21 protein-coding genes are annotated in these 17,228 nt (G+C 38.1%); 3 read left to right on the plus strand and 18 right to left on the minus strand.

Annotation, left to right across the window (positions count from 1 at the left end):
* The 17 genes from ACM46_RS09175 to ACM46_RS09255 form a co-directional block, all read right to left on the minus strand.
* Positions 1-2,175 (minus strand): TonB-dependent receptor, encoded by a 2,175-nt coding sequence (locus tag ACM46_RS09175; protein WP_048506355.1) that lies wholly within the window; start codon positions 2,173-2,175, stop codon positions 1-3.
* A gap of 662 nt (positions 2,176-2,837) precedes the next feature.
* Positions 2,838-3,647 carry a PRTRC system ThiF family protein gene (locus ACM46_RS09185; RefSeq protein ID WP_048506357.1) on the minus strand — a complete coding sequence of 270 codons (810 nt, stop codon included), beginning with the start codon at positions 3,645-3,647 and terminating at the stop codon, positions 2,838-2,840.
* Positions 3,644-4,378, minus strand: coding sequence for a PRTRC system protein B (locus tag ACM46_RS09190; RefSeq protein WP_048506358.1), 735 nt, complete (start codon positions 4,376-4,378; stop codon positions 3,644-3,646). The genes ACM46_RS09185 and ACM46_RS09190 overlap by 4 nt, the downstream gene beginning before the upstream one ends.
* Positions 4,365-5,549 (minus strand): hypothetical protein, encoded by a 1,185-nt coding sequence (locus ACM46_RS09195; protein ID WP_048506359.1) that lies wholly within the window; start codon positions 5,547-5,549, stop codon positions 4,365-4,367. The genes ACM46_RS09190 and ACM46_RS09195 overlap by 14 nt, the downstream gene beginning before the upstream one ends.
* A gap of 19 nt (positions 5,550-5,568) precedes the next feature.
* Positions 5,569-5,787: a PRTRC system protein C gene (locus tag ACM46_RS09200; RefSeq protein WP_048506360.1), complete on the minus strand. Its 219-nt coding sequence runs from the start codon at positions 5,785-5,787 to the stop codon at positions 5,569-5,571.
* A gap of 18 nt (positions 5,788-5,805) precedes the next feature.
* Positions 5,806-6,366: a PRTRC system protein E gene (locus tag ACM46_RS09205; RefSeq protein WP_048506361.1), complete on the minus strand. Its 561-nt coding sequence runs from the start codon at positions 6,364-6,366 to the stop codon at positions 5,806-5,808.
* Between the two features lie 29 nt (positions 6,367-6,395).
* On the minus strand, positions 6,396-6,773 hold the full coding sequence (locus ACM46_RS09210; protein ID WP_048506362.1) for a hypothetical protein: 378 nt from the start codon (positions 6,771-6,773) through the stop codon (positions 6,396-6,398).
* A gap of 3 nt (positions 6,774-6,776) precedes the next feature.
* On the minus strand, positions 6,777-7,031 hold the full coding sequence (locus ACM46_RS23195) for a hypothetical protein (protein WP_074941775.1): 255 nt from the start codon (positions 7,029-7,031) through the stop codon (positions 6,777-6,779).
* Positions 7,028-7,210 (minus strand): hypothetical protein, encoded by a 183-nt coding sequence (locus ACM46_RS09215; RefSeq protein ID WP_048506363.1) that lies wholly within the window; start codon positions 7,208-7,210, stop codon positions 7,028-7,030. The genes ACM46_RS23195 and ACM46_RS09215 overlap by 4 nt, the downstream gene beginning before the upstream one ends.
* 26 nt (positions 7,211-7,236) lie before the next feature.
* Complete coding sequence (locus ACM46_RS09220; protein ID WP_048506364.1) at positions 7,237-7,605, minus strand: DUF1281 family ferredoxin-like fold protein; 369 nt, start codon at positions 7,603-7,605, stop codon at positions 7,237-7,239.
* Between the two features lie 2 nt (positions 7,606-7,607).
* Positions 7,608-7,856, minus strand: a complete 249-nt coding sequence (locus ACM46_RS09225) for a hypothetical protein (RefSeq protein ID WP_048506365.1) — start codon at positions 7,854-7,856, stop codon at positions 7,608-7,610.
* 48 nt (positions 7,857-7,904) lie between these two features.
* A complete protein-coding gene (locus tag ACM46_RS09230; RefSeq protein ID WP_048506366.1) occupies positions 7,905-8,324 on the minus strand; it encodes a hypothetical protein in 420 nt (139 codons plus the stop codon).
* A gap of 25 nt (positions 8,325-8,349) precedes the next feature.
* Positions 8,350-8,724, minus strand: a complete 375-nt coding sequence (locus ACM46_RS09235; protein ID WP_123868161.1) for a hypothetical protein — start codon at positions 8,722-8,724, stop codon at positions 8,350-8,352.
* A 53-nt stretch (positions 8,725-8,777) separates the two neighbouring features.
* The gene (locus ACM46_RS23495; protein ID WP_164465222.1) at positions 8,778-8,951 is read right to left on the minus strand and encodes a hypothetical protein; all 174 of its coding nucleotides are present in this window, start codon (positions 8,949-8,951) and stop codon (positions 8,778-8,780) included.
* 49 nt (positions 8,952-9,000) lie between these two features.
* The gene (locus ACM46_RS09245) at positions 9,001-9,537 is read right to left on the minus strand and encodes an antirestriction protein ArdA (protein WP_103290207.1); all 537 of its coding nucleotides are present in this window, start codon (positions 9,535-9,537) and stop codon (positions 9,001-9,003) included.
* Between the two features lie 27 nt (positions 9,538-9,564).
* A complete protein-coding gene (locus tag ACM46_RS09250) occupies positions 9,565-9,837 on the minus strand; it encodes a hypothetical protein (protein WP_048506369.1) in 273 nt (90 codons plus the stop codon).
* Between the two features lie 24 nt (positions 9,838-9,861).
* Positions 9,862-10,266: a single-stranded DNA-binding protein gene (locus ACM46_RS09255; protein WP_048506370.1), complete on the minus strand. Its 405-nt coding sequence runs from the start codon at positions 10,264-10,266 to the stop codon at positions 9,862-9,864.
* A 912-nt stretch (positions 10,267-11,178) separates the two neighbouring features.
* Here ACM46_RS09255 and ACM46_RS09265 point away from each other — a divergent pair.
* Both ACM46_RS09265 and ACM46_RS09275 read left to right on the plus strand, forming a co-directional pair.
* Entirely contained in the window at positions 11,179-12,783 is a 1,605-nt protein-coding gene (locus tag ACM46_RS09265; protein ID WP_048506372.1) for a hypothetical protein, read from the plus strand.
* Between the two features lie 689 nt (positions 12,784-13,472).
* Positions 13,473-13,754 carry a hypothetical protein gene (locus ACM46_RS09275; protein WP_073060384.1) on the plus strand — a complete coding sequence of 94 codons (282 nt, stop codon included), beginning with the start codon at positions 13,473-13,475 and terminating at the stop codon, positions 13,752-13,754.
* A 219-nt stretch (positions 13,755-13,973) separates the two neighbouring features.
* Here the strand turns inward: ACM46_RS09275 and ACM46_RS09280 are convergent, their stop codons facing one another.
* Positions 13,974-14,960, minus strand: a complete 987-nt coding sequence (locus ACM46_RS09280) for an aldo/keto reductase (protein WP_048506375.1) — start codon at positions 14,958-14,960, stop codon at positions 13,974-13,976.
* A 394-nt stretch (positions 14,961-15,354) separates the two neighbouring features.
* Between ACM46_RS09280 and ACM46_RS09285 the strand changes: the two genes are divergently transcribed.
* On the plus strand, positions 15,355-17,214 hold the full coding sequence (locus ACM46_RS09285) for a PAS domain-containing sensor histidine kinase (protein ID WP_048506376.1): 1,860 nt from the start codon (positions 15,355-15,357) through the stop codon (positions 17,212-17,214).
* Positions 17,215-17,228 lie beyond the last annotated feature (14 nt).

The raw sequence follows: 17,228 nt of genomic DNA on the forward strand, positions 1-17,228 counted from the left end.
TTAGAATTTAAGCTTTATGCCAACATTAATTACAAACCCATCAACAGGCGCATATATATCCTGGAAAACAGGGTTTGTAATAGGTCCTGAATAAATCGGTCCGAATTTGGTCTGACGGGTATTTGTATAGTTCTCAAAATTCGCAAAGATTGAAAAACGTTCCCAAATTCTTTCTGCCATCAATCCCGCTGTCCAATAACCTTTACCGGTACTTCCATCATTTAACTGTTGTGGACTGAAATAATAAGCCTCAGCACCCACTTTCCACTTTTCTTCGATTTCATACATCAGCACATTATTGAGCCTGTGTTTGGAAACAAGCGGATAAATTTTTGAAGTACCATCCGTATGCTGATTAACATTGGCATAGGTATATCCCACAAATAGTTTAAAATCCCCGTATGTAAGCTTGACATTTGTTTCCATCCCTTTGGTATCAAAATTTCCGGAAGGCTGGACATACTGATACATGTTACCTGTTGTAGAGGTTAGCAGAACCGGATTGTTGATACGGGTATAGAAAAACATATGATTGATACTGAAACGTACCTGACCATCAAACAATGCTGTTTTGTAATTGATATCATAATTCGCACCATAAGAGCGCTCGGCTTTTGTATCATCCAAATTCAAAGGCAAAACTCCTCTAAACTGGATACGTTCAGCGTCTTCGGTAAATACAGTTGGTGCTTTATAGCCAAGACCACCACCCAATCGTGTTGAAAAATGTTCATTGATCTTCCATAAAGTAGATATTCTAGGAAGAAAAAAGAACCCGAAGCGGTTATGATAATCACCTCTAATACCTGATTCGATGGTAATTTTATCTGAGGTATTCCATGTATTCTGAACAAATCCGCCAACAGTTGTGTAATTATAATCTCTTACAGGAGTTCCAGCTACTTGCTTCTCCGTAAATTTATCGGTCAAAAAATTTGCACCAAGCACCCAGTCAGTCTTTTCGCCATTAAGGGAATAGTTTGCTTCCGTATACGTAGACAATTGATCACCAGAAAATTGATAAGCAGGCAAGCCAATGGTACGGTCATAGTAACTGACACTGTTTTTTATCACAAATTTAGCCCTGTCATTTATTCTACGATCCAATTCTAACTGAGTACTGTAACGTCCGGTTTTATTTTCCTCAAAGTAGGAATGATCTGTACTCCCATTGCCTTTGATATATTCCATATCTCCACCAATTCGTTTTTCGGAAGTTGCATTGATTCCAGCCATTAATGTGGTATTCTCATTGAAATAGAAAAATACTTTGGGATTCAACGTAAAACGGTCAAATTTAGGAATAGCCGTAAGTCCAATATCAGCAGGATCATAGGCAGTCCCATGATTATATGCCGCATATATTGTTGTTCCTATACCATTAAACTTTTGGGCATAAAAGCCACTGGCGTCAAGTCCCAGGGCAGAGGTTCCATTGAGCAGAAAATTAAGCTGTCTTTGCTCGGTTGGTTTTTTTGAAACGAGGTTTACCAAGCCTGCAATTGCTCCGCCACCATACAGTGTGGAAGATGATCCTTTTATCACCTCAACCTGCTGAAGATCCAAAGGTGCTACCTGTAATAGACCCAGACCACCTGAAAACCCGGAATATAATGGAAAACCATCACGGATAACCTGCGTATATTTACCATCGAGTCCTTGGATACGTATGGCAGAGTTTCCACTGGTTGCTGAGGTCTGCTGCGTCTGGATTCCAGTACTTTCAGCAAGCAACATTCTGATATCTCCGGGTTTCATATTGCCTTTTTCTTCCAGTTCTTCGCCGCCGATAAATTCAATCCGAGTTGGGATATTTTGAATGCTTCTCGTACTTCTTGTTGATGTAATTACCACACTCTCTAATTCCTCTGAGTTTTCTTTAAGAAGAATTTCTATTATGCCGTTCTCTTTTAATGGGAATTTTATTATTTCAGTAAACTCTTCGAAGCCTAAGTAACTAAAGTGTATTTCCTGTAATCCATCGGGGATATTTGACAATGTAATCTGTCCTTTTTCATCAGATATTGCACCATTTGAAGTGCCTTTTATAGAAGCTGTTACCCCAACAAGAACTTCTTTTGTTTCGTTATTTTTAACAACGGCTTTTAATGTGTTTTGTGCATATACACAAAGGTTTATTGCCATAAAAAACGACAATATGAGCATTTTCTTCATTATAAAATGATATTTAATGTGATTGTATAAACTTAACGATGCAAAGACATCGTTATTAATTAATTTGTGCTGAAAGCACTACACATTAAGCATATTTCGGGGGATGCCAAACTGAATATCGGAAGTCGGAAATAGCAGCAATAGTTGTTACCATTATCTTTTTTTCAGGTTGCTTCACGAAACCCGATATTGAAAAATGAAATGAGTTTACAACAAAACCTGCACAAGTTTTACAATTAAAAAATGGTGAACAACAATTTTTATTGCAATTATCGTCATTTTGTTGACTATTTGAAGTTTCAAAAGGTTCATCCATACAACTATCTTCTACAAGGCAAGGTGCTATAGATAACAGCAAAATCATTATAGCCGATATGTAAGACAGATACTTCATTCTGCAAAAATATGAAAATTTATATTCACTTTTTTAAGTGTTCTAATAACAATTTAATTAAACTTTTTACAAACTGATAAAAGAATATTTTAAAAAAAAATTGAAAAATAACACAGAATCTTTTCTTTGGTCGCCCATACGACAAGAAAAGAAGATATGCCTAGTGCCCGGAGTAGGGCGAAAATCAATGGGCATATCCTAAAGCGGCTATTTCGCTTTACGCAAAAAGACTTTTCCTGCTAAGGAAATGTCTTTTTGCCCGATGTGATCAGTCTATCAATATCGGGCTAGTCCTGAAATCTTCAAGATTATGGAATAATCCCCTGTACTTAGTCATTCCGAACCTGAATAAACTCCACAGTAACTTGCATCCCATCTGCGCTAAGGAAGCGTTAATAAAGAGGTCTTGCTGTTCAAGTGCTTCTGCAAGGGAACAGCTTGGCGTATTGTCGTCCCGTTCTGACTGCATCAGCAGTTCGCCATATTCTTGGGTCACAAATGGCAGGTTGTTCACAGGAATATATTTTTCAGATTCCGGTTGTACGATGTTACCCACTGTGGAAAGGATAACCTGCCCTGTATGTTTACTATTGCCATAATCCAACCAATATTTGGGCGAATCCCGAACATGGTTACGCTGCCCGTTAACCGATGTGAGTATTTCGGCAACTCCAAATCTTGCCTGTACCGTATCGACACAGGTAATCGTAATTGTCGCATTAGATTGTTTGGGCATTTTTCCAAACTTATCCTTTTCAAATTTGACCGTCTCGGCTTTCCAGTTAGCCCCCGTGCAACGGTTAATACGGTTAATAAGAGCCACGGACTTCGGCAATCCGACCTCACAGTCAAAAAAACGCTGTCTCCCCAAATTTGCGGATGTGACAATATCATCATCCCATAGCCTGACCTGCAGACCAGTATGTCCTAGTGCCAATAGGCTTTCATTGATTTCCATCAATCCAGTCAGTACCTTTGAGCCTGTTCCGCCTGCTCCCACCAAATTGACAGTGATCGGGTTTGTCGGGGCTAACAGGTAGTTATCTGTAAAATGCATTTTTGTTTTCTCCTGATTCATAGCAATATATTTTTAAGGGTTAATTTATGGGGCATTAGCACCTCTATTGGAAAAATCGTTCCCTGTTTTATCAGCCTTTTCCATAGTGTCACGGAATTTTCTTTGCTCTGTCCTCCTGTAACAAGGGCATGGCTAAAATAACTGTGGAAGAAATAGTGTTCCCATGCTTTCATAAAATCCTCTACCGAAGTCGTATTTTTAATGTCTATTTTTATTGTTCCCAAACATACTTTTCCGTCAGCGTATATATTGAAAAAAGGGCAATGGTAAAGCTGTGACTTTAAAGTTGGTCTTCTATTGTTTTTAAGCGCAAATACCGTGAGACTGGATTTGCTAGCCTTCCACAGCATAGGCGGAACATAGGCTTTGCCGTTTGGAATCCCTAGACTTTCGACAAAAAACAGTTCTCTTTGCTGTGCTTTGGTATGCCAGATCACTGTTCCTTTTTCGGTGTTCGGGTCAAGGCTCAAAACATTGCTCGGAAGGACAGATTTAGGTTTTAAAAATGCGCTTTCTTTTTCGTGTTCGAGCATTAGCGTTTTCGCCAGAATATCGGCTTCCATCACTGTCAGGGGATGGGCGTTTATCGGGTTTCCGTTACCGTCCATATCAAAATGTTCTACATATACATCAGGGTCAAGTCCCTGTGATTCATAAAGCACCAATGCACATTTGGGATAATAAAGCTTATTGTCAAAATCCTGCGTAATGTCTATGTTATTGTTTTTCATCGCTCAATTGTCTATAATCGTAAATTAAATCAGTAAGGTCATGCAATAGTTCAAAGAGCCTTTCCTCAAATGCAAGGTCTTTAGTTTCATTTTTCTGTCCGTCAAAACATTGGATCAGGGCAGGTTCCTGCGTTTCACTGTATTCCTGAAACTGGTTATTGACGGATTCAAATACGGTTTCTGCGAGCCAACCTTTATTATCGGCATAGAAAGAAATATATTTTTCCATCGGAATGATCTGATCTTCCAAATATTCTTCATCCTCATCGAACATACTACTGGCATTGCGAAAAATACTGGCATCGGGATATTCACGGTAAATTGCCAGTGTTTTTTGTGCCAAGATCAAACAATTGGTATCAAAATCATCTTTGGCATCGAAATGGGCAATCCGCTGATCGAAAAAAGTGAGGTTCTCACGGTTGTAAATTTTCTGTTCAATTTTATCTCCCACCCATTCCGCAATCTCGATTTCGCTTACACGGTTGTCTTCTTCGTCTTCGTAGGGATCATCCATTATCCAGTCTTTCAATATTTCATACTCATAATATAAATAGCTTCCCTCCTGTCTGTAATAGGGTATATCAGCAATGTGATAGAGATAGGAAAACACGGATAATAAAAGATGCGCTGTTTTTTTCCGTTTTTTGTCATTAAGCATTCTGAAAAGCGGGATAACAGGAATGTAAAAGAGTGTCGCCCCTGTATCACAGCGTTCTTCGGAAACCACATAAAATTTATCATTTTCTTTTTTGAACCGCAAACTGTGAAAGTTCAGCACGTTCTTTTTTAGTTTCCCCTTTATGTCGGAAATTGCAAGATTGATATTGTAGGGAAATTTATAATTATCGGACTTGGCAAACGGTTCGATTTTGTAGTGTTCTGCCAGTCTTGAAAGTGACCTGAAAAAGTCACTTTCAAGTTTTGCAGAGGTTTCATTTACCTGATTCATTTCTGTTTGCCTGAACTTAGGTAGAAATGTGCAGTTTAGTAAACCATTGGCAACATGGCAATCGGTACGGATTTCCTTCTGTCCCTGAAAATTTCCTGTGCATCTTTTGGTTTTTCCATCCATCGGGCGAACTCCGCAATCCTGCGGTGCAGGTTGGTTTCTCTTTCTTTGTCGGGAATTTTTATTGTTCCCGATATGATCTGTTTTCGCATTGTTCATTGTTTTAATTCTTTAATAATTAACCCTTCGTACCCATCACACTTTCAAAAGTGTATACGACAGAATCATCCTTAATTACTGGCGCAGAAACCTTTGAAGTCGTCAAAATGGGATAAGTATTCGCATAAAAATTCATCACTGCATCCACGCCCCAACGTGGTTCGGGGTCGTCAAGGATTATTTTCAATCCCTTGTCCATGAGAACAAACACTCTCGCTAATTCAACGCTCAATAACATATTCTTTCAATTTTATTGTTAAACATTCACTTCTGCCAATGGCTCTTCATTTTGGTTCTGTGGTGAGGCAAAAAGATCACCTGCAAAGTGGGACTGATACAAATTTTGCTTCTGACCTATTGTTTCGGCATGGTCGGGATATTCGGAAGCCTTTGGTAACGCAGTCCATGCTTCTTTGAATTTTCCCTCTTTTTCAAGTGCTTCGGCTTTCGCCATTGCATCGTTGTACTTTTTAATCTTCACATCCTTTTCCTTTTTCGCCTTGTCCGCTTTTTCTTTCTCCATAGCGGACTGTTTTTTTGCTTCCTCCATCTGCTTCATAAAAGCTTCCATATTGGACATAAGCCCCGAAGCGGATTCAATCGGTTTTTTGATATGTGAGAAAAATTCAGCGTCCAGTTCTTCTGCCGTTCCTTTGAGATTAAGTGGGGGGATTATATACTTTGCTTTATCTCCACATCCGTCATTCTGCACCAAAATAGAGACAACTATTTTATCTTCTGTTGCTTTGGCAATCGTAAGCGTTACTTTGCTCTGCAAGTCCATTTTTGCTATCTGTTTAAAAAAATTCGCTTCCATAATATTGTTGTTTGTGAATATTGATTTATTTATAATTGCCCGTATGGGGAAATGATTTCAGTCGGGTTATTGAGTTTAAATCTATCTATGAGAAGATTTGCAATTTCGTCCTCGGAATAACCCAGTTTTTTTAATCGCTTTTTATACCTTGCGAACCGTATAGCTTCCTCGTCCTTTCCTTTGAGGTCAAGTAAATGTGTTTTCCAGTTATAGATCGCATATAAAATACTTGAATAAGTCATGCAGGCGTATTGTTGTGCTTTTTCAGGGTCATTGTAGCTAAAACCGACTTCTATATATTTTGAAATAATTGTCAAATATTTATGTGATCGGCTTTTTCCGAACTTTCTTTCCATCATCAAAAATTCATTGAAAAGAAAGTCCATAAATTGATTGTCCTTGTCCATGATTTACCGTGTGTAATTGTGTTTAGCATCTGAAATATTATCATCTTTGAGAAGCGGTCTATTTCCCTTTCCGTCACGGTCATAATTTATCTTGTAGCCGTTGCTCTGCACGATGCCTTCCAAAAGATTCCTTGCTCCTGTGGCATCCCAATCGTCTGTTGCCGTCATGTTCAGGCAATGCAAGCGTTCAAAATCCTTAACCATTCGGGCTATGATCGAAAGTGCCCGATATTCTGTTTTATCTGCTAGATTGCTCATGATATTTTTGATTTTAGTTCCAAAAGTTTGTTGTAAACGTCAGTCCAGTATTTTTGCCTTACTTTATCGTAGGGTACAGGCGGAACATGGTGCATATCCTTAAATAGTTCCGCCTGCTGAATCGCTTTATCAAGATCGGTCACTGTTATTTCCAGACCGTTTAAATCCGTTATTTTCATTTTTAATTAATTATAGTTCAACCAGATTAGAATCTGCCAAAATCCATTGGGTCTAAACAGATAGTTTTGAGAATACCGTTAGCATAGGTTGCCATGCCATATAGACAATTGCTTATTTCCTGATAGCCCAGTGTAAAATCAACATTATAATGCTTTGCTATCCGCACCACAGCTTGTATGTTGGGTGTCCATCTCGTTTCATATTCCACCATACCGTCATGGTTATAGCTTATATAGCAGAAAAAATGATCTTCCGTACCGCCTAGAAAATCAGGCAGTTTTTCAAAATCTATCTGCTGTCCCATTTGTGCTATTGTGTTAAATAGGACTGTTATCTGCTCGATAGCTCCGGGAGTTCCCACGAAGACAAGCGTGTTATTACACCAATTTGCCATGATTACAAGAATTTTTTAAGGTTTTGGGCTTCCTTCCAATTTTCTATTGCGAGGGGAAACCATTTTGCCGCCATCGTACAAAGAATGGCATGATAAATAATCTTCGCAGTTCTATAACTGTCCTGTGGTTCATCTTCAAAATCCAGTGCGCCACTGTTCACAGCCTTAAAGAAAAGTTCTTCAATTTCTTTTAGGGGTGGGTTTATGGTCATCAATGCTTTGAAATTTTCCGTTAATTCTGCCTGTGTCATTTTGCTTGTATTTACAGGTGACTTTTCACAGTCACCTGTGGTTAAACTTTAATCTTCCGTATTTTCTGTAAATTCTATGGATACTATTTCTTTATCTCCGAACAGTAGTTCTATTGCCAGTTTCAGGCTATGGTGGGGATTTTCACACCCGACAAAGCGCACAAGGCAGTGCATCATAAAAATTGAATTGTGTCCCCAAAAAAGATGTTCGGAAAATATTTTCGGGCTTCTGTGAAGCTGAACATTGAGCCTTTCCAATAGCTTTTCAATTTCTGCGATCAGGCTATACCAATAATTCGCTGTTATCAGGCATTGGGGTGGCCAAGCCAGTTTAATATCTTCCTGCTTTTCCCGAAAATGGGTTATCTCCTTTTGAACAAAGCTGATAAGGTCTTTTAAATCTTTAGGGAATAATCGGGCTAGTACATAAGCCTTTTCTATATTGTTCATTTCGTCCAATGGTTTCATTTTGATAAATTTTGATGTGTAAAATTCAGTTCTGCGACCTGCGGTAAGTGCTTCGGTCAATGAAAGGTTCAATTCTGTATGCAACCCTTTTATTGACAAGATTTGCGTATTCAGTGGCTTTTTTCCTTGTTCGGAAAACCGCACCGTCTACTTTCCAAGTCACCTTATAATGCCTGATTGTAGAAGGCGATCTAAATGCGTAATAGTCTATCCATTTAAGTTCCTCGTCCCTGAACACCTTGACAGGATGGATATACAGCCCCTTTCCGTCAACATTCGGGTAATAGGTAGATGCCAATAATTTCTTCTCCCTGTCGAAGATTTCAAAGCGTACAAAATCTTTGTCGTGCAGGATGATCCTGAATAATTCATCTACATTGAAATGTGCGTTCAGTAGCACATTTTCGTCGTACTTTTTGTATGTTATTACGCCAATATTCATAGCGGTAAATTTTAAATGATTGATTTCTGACCGATTTTTTTAATCCTGATTATTGCCCCTATTGGACATCTTTCACAGGCCATTACCTGCTGAATTGCTCCCTGCTCTCCGCTGAGTGAGGTCACTTTGACCTTGAAAAAACCTGTATCATGTTTCAATGTTATTTTGAATGTTTCCAGTACCATTTTTTTAGATTTATAGGCGACTGCTTTCACAGTCGCCTGTGGTTAAACTTTAGTTATAGAATACGTGTCCGTCCTGGCTCCAATAGCTTCCGCAGAAAAGATCCCTTGCGTAGGCTTCATAATCAAAATACTCTTTCGCAAAATCGCTGAGATCTGAACGACCTTCTACCAGTTCCCGTGCAAAATCCTCCTCACTGTCGTAATGGGCTACATAATCATCTTTAAAATCACTGATAAGCTCGTCAATGTCACTTTTGGAAAAGTCTTTGTGATCATTGTCACACCAGATTAAAAATGCTTCAAGATCGTTATCGTCAAGATTTCCGAGGGCTTCCAGTACTTCAAAAGTGTTTTCACATAACCATGATTCGCCTATTAAGCCTTTGGGTATATGTTCGTAATCCTGAAACATAAACTCTGGGTCTTCCTCGTCACTGTGCAACTCGGCGCAGGCATCGTAAAACTCGCCCCTATCTGCATAATCGGACAGTTTTAGCCATTTTCCGAAAATTGACCCATCGTTATATTTAGCGTATGTTCCTACGTAAATACTAGCCTGTGTTATATCTATTTGAATTGTTGACATGATGTTAAATTTTTGAAGGTTTAAAAATTAGTTTGCACTTGCGACAAGCTGTTTTAATTTGGCTTTTACCGCCCTTGCAACCTCTCCGCGCCAAGTTGTCGCATTTGCAAGGAAATAATTGATTATCGAGCTTGCGGAATCTTCGTAATAGCTTTCATTTACGCTACTGAGTGAGTGCATTGCATCCAAATAAGGCACAGCCCCGAAATAGACGTTTTTCCAGTCTTTTCTAACCAATAGGGCAATCTGTGCTATATTATCGGGTATCTGTACCCCTGTATTTTGGGCTGATTTTTTCATGATGAATTTTAGATTTGCGTTGTTTTAAAATGGTAGATCATCGTCATTGTCCCCCGCAAATACGGATGTAGAGTTGCCAGTTTTTACAGTTTCCTTTTTTACTGTTTCTCCCCCCTGTTTTCCATCCCCACCGTGAAAAACTATGTCTGTTACGTGAAAATTCAGTCCTGCCTTTAGGTTGCCTTCTTTGTCTATCCACGCTCTAGGGCTGACCCTTCCCGAAAGTTCTACAATAGTGCCTTTAGTCAGGTATGGGGCAATGTTTGGAGTTCTCCAGTAGGCACAGTCAAAAAAAGTTGGCTGACTGATTTTTTCGCCTTCTTTGTTTCGGAAGGTGTGCCTAATCGCTACGCCAAAATTTACTACCTCTTTGCCGTTTGAAGTTGTTCTAACTTCTGCTGTTCTTGTGATTTTTGCGGTGATGTTCATAACGTTTTGTTTTATTGTTTTACATTGCTTGTTATGTTCTTCCAGTCCTTCCGAGGCTCGGCCCCGATATTATTTTCAAAAGAAAAAAAGGAAAAAAAGAAAGCAGACAAACAGATCATACAACTGCGTAGACCAAGAGAAAAAATGATTTAATGGGGGGGGCCTTTGGGGGGAAACCGTTCATTCACTTTTTTCTCTTGGTGGGATGTGGGTCGGATGGATGAACTAACTTGGCTGCCTTTTTATCCTTTTCTTTGAAAATGATATTCATTGAATTTCTATGCATAAAAAAATCCGGATATTTAGTTGTCCGGACATCAGAGATTTGAAAGGCAGATGTTGGGAACTGTTTTGGGATCTGACTTACAATTTTCTGATCATGGGAAGCCAAAAGCTCTTTTATGGGACGGAAAGAAGCTGGGAGGTAAATGTGCTTTGGCGTGCGCGATGGGAAACATACAATAATGCGAGAGCGATTGAAGTGGATAGCCCACAGCTCAGCGAGGACTTGGAACAAAAAGCGCGGTCTCAATTTGACACGCCCCGATACGAAAAAGATCACGACAAGTCAGATCTTCCCCTTATGCCTTCTGTCCCTATAATCTCAAAAAATTTAATTGGATCTTAAATGCGTTGTAAGTCGGCAAAATACAGCTATCACCATTGTATCTAACCCACTACACTTGAATTACATTTTTTAATCTAAACAAAACATGACAAATCGATTACTTTTAAAATCAAAAAAGAATTGAAAAACACCTTTTAATTTATTTCTTTTGAATACAAATAAACATGTCTCAATCATATTAAAAAATCAAAATATTTCGGGACAATTTGTTTTGTTAACCGTCTTAGATATAATCTTATGATGGACGAAAAATAAGCAGTTTAAATAACAATTATTAGATGTAGATGAAAAGAATTTATTATCTGAGCATGCTCCTGACCCTATTTGTGGGATTTCAGAGCTGCAAAAAAGATCATGTCAGTAGTTTAGAAAACAGCAATCAACAGGTTCTTTCGCTGAAAGCAGCATTTGAAAAACAGCATAGCGACAGTGGCCTTCCGGCGGACAGAAAAAATTTCAGCAAGAATTTCAATACGCAGATCCTATGGGACAGCGTGACTTTCAAAACGGCAGATACGGCAATTGTGAGGGTAAAATTGTTAAGTGATGTGAAAATATTCACGAACGATTCGATACCTGTCGACTTAAGCAACAACCTGATTTTAAAGGCGACTAAAAACCAAAAAAGAGAATGGGATTTTGTAAAAGTTATCTATCTGCCTGAATATGGGAAAGATATACCTAACGGGTTTACAGGACGTATTATTTCTGAAGGATATTTTGATAACAACTTTACCGTTACTAAATACTATGGAGGAAAGGCATATTTTTCTACATTTAATGCGGATAATAGCTGGCTTAAAGATAGGTCAGCACCTAAGCTGAAAGCAGGCGGACTACCCGGTGATCCAAGATGTCAGCCAGAGGAAGAAGAAGATCAGAGAACTGTTGAAGGTTATGTTGAAGGGCAACTCAATACCGTATGGACTTTTCCCAAGACAAAATTACCCCATGCTGCATGTTCCGATGATCCTATCCCAACAGGTACTGGCGGTGGTGGAGCTCCAGGTGCCCCAAGTGACAATTTCCCTAAACCAAATGTGGATGAACTGAAAAATCAGCTGAAAAACAAACCTTTTGCTTTAATCCCAAATATCGACTGTGCAATAATCAAGAAGTGGTTAGCAATGGCTAAATTCGCTATTGACCAATCGACGAAAGATAAAATTCGGAAATTTGATGTAGCATATTTCGGAAGTCCTGTTTCTCACGCACTTGATATAAATGATGCATTCAGTCCGTTGGTCAATATGGATTATTTCCCTATTAATATCGATAAAATGCCGACTATTAATGGAAAAACTGCAACCCCTGAGCAGTTTCAGGAACATATCCGCAAAAATATCAATAATTTTGTTGACACGTATTATTCGAAATTTTCACCATATGACAAATGGGGAGTTGCTGACCAAAATTTATGGAACTCCAGTAATCCAAAAAACGCTGTTATTACAATTGATATTTTAGGCCCTGATAACGGTTCTGTTATTGTGAGTAAGTATAATAGTGGAGGCTGGACTTTCACAACAATTTTTGAACCCCAATATAAGGGGCATCCAGTGTCCGGTAACCGGGATTTTGGTTTTGTAAAAAATGCGAATGGCTCCTATACGTTTTATACACGTGGCGTGGATAGATTATCCTATATCGACGGCAGCAATTTCCAAGCAGTTGCAAACTTTTTTGGCGTACCGAATGCAGGGCCATTCGGTAAAGCGGATGCATTATGGAATTCTTATCAAAAAATGGTTTCAGATTTCGTGAACAAAAACGGAGGAAAAGCAGCACCGGGAAAGCAAGAAATCCATCGTCCAGACTGGAATACGGTTAAAGATGTAATTGACGGTAAAAAGCCTTTAAGTACACTGAGTAGCGATTGTAAGGATTAATCATTAATTTTAAATATGAAAGCATTAAAAGTTTTATATGCCCTGTCATTTATGGTGTGCTTATTACAGCTCGTGCTCTGGCTTTTTACCCCGTTCATGGGAGTAGGTGCAATCTGGCATATGGTAACCGGCAGCGGTTTTTATTCAGACGCATACCCCGAAAGAATTTCTGAAATATCAGAAAAGTTGGGCATGACGGTTACGACATTTAAAATGGTAAATCAAATAGTATCAATCATCTACTTTATCACCTTGATAATACCGGTTTTGTCCATTTTCTTTTTAAAAAAATTCAGCAAACGTTCAATTTATATAACTGTTAATTGTCTTTTTGTTCTGAATATTCTGATCTTATTCAGTCTGTGGTTGCAAAAATTCCTGTAATTGTAATAAAAGCATCATTAGACAGGATTTGTTGATCGAACCGAGAGGAAAAAATAGAAAGCTATCCCAAAACAGGATAGCTTTCGTTATTATTGGACAACTATTTATATTTTTAGAGAAGATCGTTTTCATGTTAAACCCAAAATTTGAAATAACTTTAGCTTTTTATACGGCAATTTGAAACGATATCTGAATTAGAAACCGTAAATTGTATGTAAAGTTCCATTAGGAGTAATTATCATTTTAAAAGTAAGGTTAGGTGGTGTTACTTCATTGAATTTAAATCTGTCCAAACTGTCGTAATTATGAAAAAGATAATGTTTGACAATAGCCATCTTTATGCTGGTTCAATAGGAAAAATATTGTTTCCTGTCTCTTCCCGCAGCGCATATCTTGAAATAGATATTGAATTTACTGATGGAATCATAGCAAAAGGTGATATGGAAGTTCTGAATGACAAAGAACTGATCCTGAATGTCTACGAATATGTTACAGCTTCTGGAACCAAAATGAGTAAAAAATCCTGGTTCCTTAAAAAACTGGAAGAAAATATATGGAAAGTAGACAAAAAATATTCGGAATATTAACCATTTTCATTTATATTTTAGTTGGGGATAATAATGACAACCCAAAACTGCTCTACTGATATACTTTTTGACTTGAAAAAGAAAGCACCGAGAGAGAATTCGGTGCTTAGCTATATTTGATCATCTTCTAAGGAGGAAGATAACACTAAAATAAAATTTAATTCTGATATTCCGTTTGAAAAAGAAAAAATTAAATAACCATTTCTCTAGGCTAATAAATTAGGACGGAATTATTGATTTAAGTGTTTCAGGATAACGGTCGCCTTTAATAGCACCCATTGAAAAAGTGCTGTCCAAAAACAGAAGCTCTTCATTGGTAAATTTTATTTCAAGTGCTTTCAGGTTATCCGACACTCTCTCAGGACATCCCATTCCGATGATAGGTATAATATCATTTCCCTGATTGAGCAACCATGCAACTGCTATCTGGCTGGGGCTATATCCTTTTTGGGCACTAAAGTCTTTTAGAAAGTCAATGATTTCCAGATTTGCCGTAAGATTTTCGCTGTTGAATCTAGGCAGGGTGCTTCTGTAATCAGATTTAGAAAACGGGCCATTAATATCGCCTGTAAGGAGACCATAATAGAGAACTGAATAGGGTATCACTGAAATTTCCAAAGACCTTGCCATAGGTAAAATTTCATGCTCAATGAATCTGGTAGCCAGTGAATATTCAATTTCAAGTGCGGAAACCGGATATATTTCATTCGCAATCTTAAGCTGCCGGGCATTTACCTCTGACATACCAAGGTATCGGACTTTTCCTTCTTTAATAAGGTCTGCAATTGCTCCTACGGTATCCTCTAACGGAACATTGGGGTCTATGCGTGCGGGCTGGTAGAGATCAATGACCTCAACACCCAATCTGGTCAGGGAATAGTTGCAAAAATTCTTGATCGAAGATGGAGTACAGTCAAGACCGAGATAATCTCCTGTCGGAGATCTTCTGAGTCCAGTTTTTACACTGAGAAAAACTTTGTCTCTCTTTCCTTTTATGGCTTTTCCGATCTGCATTTCATTTAAGCCCATACTGTAAAAATCAGCGGTATTTATGAAATTAATGCCCTTTTCTATTGCTGTTTCTAACACTTTAATTATTCTTGAACTTTCCGTGGAATCAATATCCCTATTTGGTGTCATACTGCGTGTACCAATGGATACTGCAGAAACTTTTGGCCCATTTTTTCCCAAAGATCTATACTGCATCGAAATATAGGTTTAGAGGTAAATTAATTGTTATAGCGATATAAGCTTACTAAAATTAAAAATAATTTGCAGTAAAATAGAATAGCAAGCAGTGTTTTTTTGACCTAAATATTATAGAAATGCCTAAACAAATGATTTCTGTATTTGTTTTATTTAAACGCGCTCCATTAATACTATTAGTAACGTTTGGCTGGGTATTTTGCCCAGCCTCTATTTAATCTCTTCTGTTAATACATACAAATTCTATATCGCACAGTTATTTTATTCGCACATCACTGATATTTAACCAGTTGTGAAATAAGCCATACCACGTAGGATAAATAAATGATTATTGCGCTATATATTTGTATAATTAATAAATTTACTTAGTTAAAATATCGAAAGTTAATTGACTATGGCCCAACCTGAAAATGTAGAGGATCTGAGAATCGAATTAGAATCGCTAAAATATCGTGTGAAAGAGCTGACGGATTTTATCGAAAACGGAAGTATGCCCCTTCACTGGGTAAATGGGGACGGTATTATTATCTGGGCAAACCAGGCCGAACTCGATCTTCTGGGATATACCAAAGAAGAATATATTGGTTTTCCGATCCAGAATTTTCATGCCGATAGTGATATAATTTCGGAGCTATTGGTTAAACTTTCCAATAATGAAACGGTACAGGATTTTCCGGCCAGTCTACTGTCCAAAAATGGGGATGTCAAATATGTCAGAATCAGTTCAAATGTACTGATAGAGGACGGAAAATTTATCCATACGCGATGTTTCACCAGAGATGTAACCGAGCTGGTCAAAGAAGAAAAACGCAAGAACGAACTTCACCATCTACTTGCGGAAAGTGCGGAACGTTTACGGCTTGCGATTTCAGCATCTAACTTGGGTATATGGGAATTAGATTTAATTACCGGAAATATCCAAATTTCAGATGAACTTCGGCAGATGCTTGAAATCCCGATAGAAGTTGATGCAGGTGGTCTGCTTAAAGATTATATTTACCCGGAAGATAAAGAAAAGGTGGAATCCCATATTTCAGATGTGAAATATAGGGATAACGGTGAGTTTGATATTATTTTTAGATTTTTAAAATCGAATGCTATTCCTGTCTGGATCAGGGTGCAGGGAATTATACAGAAACAAGTAAGCGAAGGTTTACACAGGGTCGTCGGCTGCGTACTTGATATTACGGATCTAAAAAATTCAGAAGAGTACCATTCAAAACTTGTGGCCATAGTGAACTCTTCTTTTGATGCCATCATAAGTAAAACATTGAATGGAGTTGTCAGTACCTGGAACAGTTCTGCAGAAACAATATTCGGTTACAGTGCCGATGAAATGATCGGTCAGCCGATCATAAAGATAATCCCTGAAGAGCGCTTGGGGGAAGAAGATTATATCTTGGAAAAACTCAGGGCTGGGGAATCCATAAATCATTTTGAAACGCAGAGGCTGACAAAATCTGGTAAACTATTAGATGTGTCCCTGACAATATCACCCATTAAGAACGCCAATGGTGAAATCATGGGAATATCCAAAATAGCCAGGGATATTTCGGAAAAAAAACAGGAAGAAAGAAGGAAAAATGATTTTGTTTCAATGGTGAGCCATGAGCTTAAAACACCGCTTACTTCCATATTATTAAGTTCTCAGGCCATGCAAAGAGGTTTTAAGAATAATAATTTGGAAATAGGAAGAAACTTGTCAGTCGGGATCGAAAATCAGGCGAAACGGATGACTTCGATGATTCAGGATTTTCTGAACCTCGCAAAGATCGAGGAGGGTAAAATCAGGATGCATTTTGAATATTTTCAAATTTTAGGTTTGTTGCAGGAGATCGTATCGGAGGCAAGATATATCAGCGAAAAGCATATAATAAAGATTCAATGTAATTCCTCTCATGAAGTGCTTGCCGACCGAGATAAAATCGGTCAGGTCTTAACAAATCTTTTGACCAATGCCATAAAATATTCCCCCGAAGGCGGAACTATTGTGTTAGGCTGTGAGAAAATCAGTAATGCTTCTTTAAGGATTTTTGTCAGTGATGAAGGTGTCGGAATAAGTAATGCAGATCAGAAAGAACTTTTTAAAAGATTCTTTAGGGTCGAAAGGAAGGAACTTGCGAATATTTCCGGCTTTGGTATCGGCCTTTATATTGTCGCAGAGATATTGCATTATCACAATTCAATTATAAGTGTGGAAAGTGAAGAAGGTAAAGGTTCTACCTTTCAGTTTGTGTTGGAAAACAAAGATTAAAAAAATCGAATAAA

It is taken from the genome of Chryseobacterium angstadtii, assembly GCF_001045465.1.
Classification (GTDB): Bacteria; Bacteroidota; Bacteroidia; order Flavobacteriales; family Weeksellaceae; genus Chryseobacterium; species Chryseobacterium angstadtii.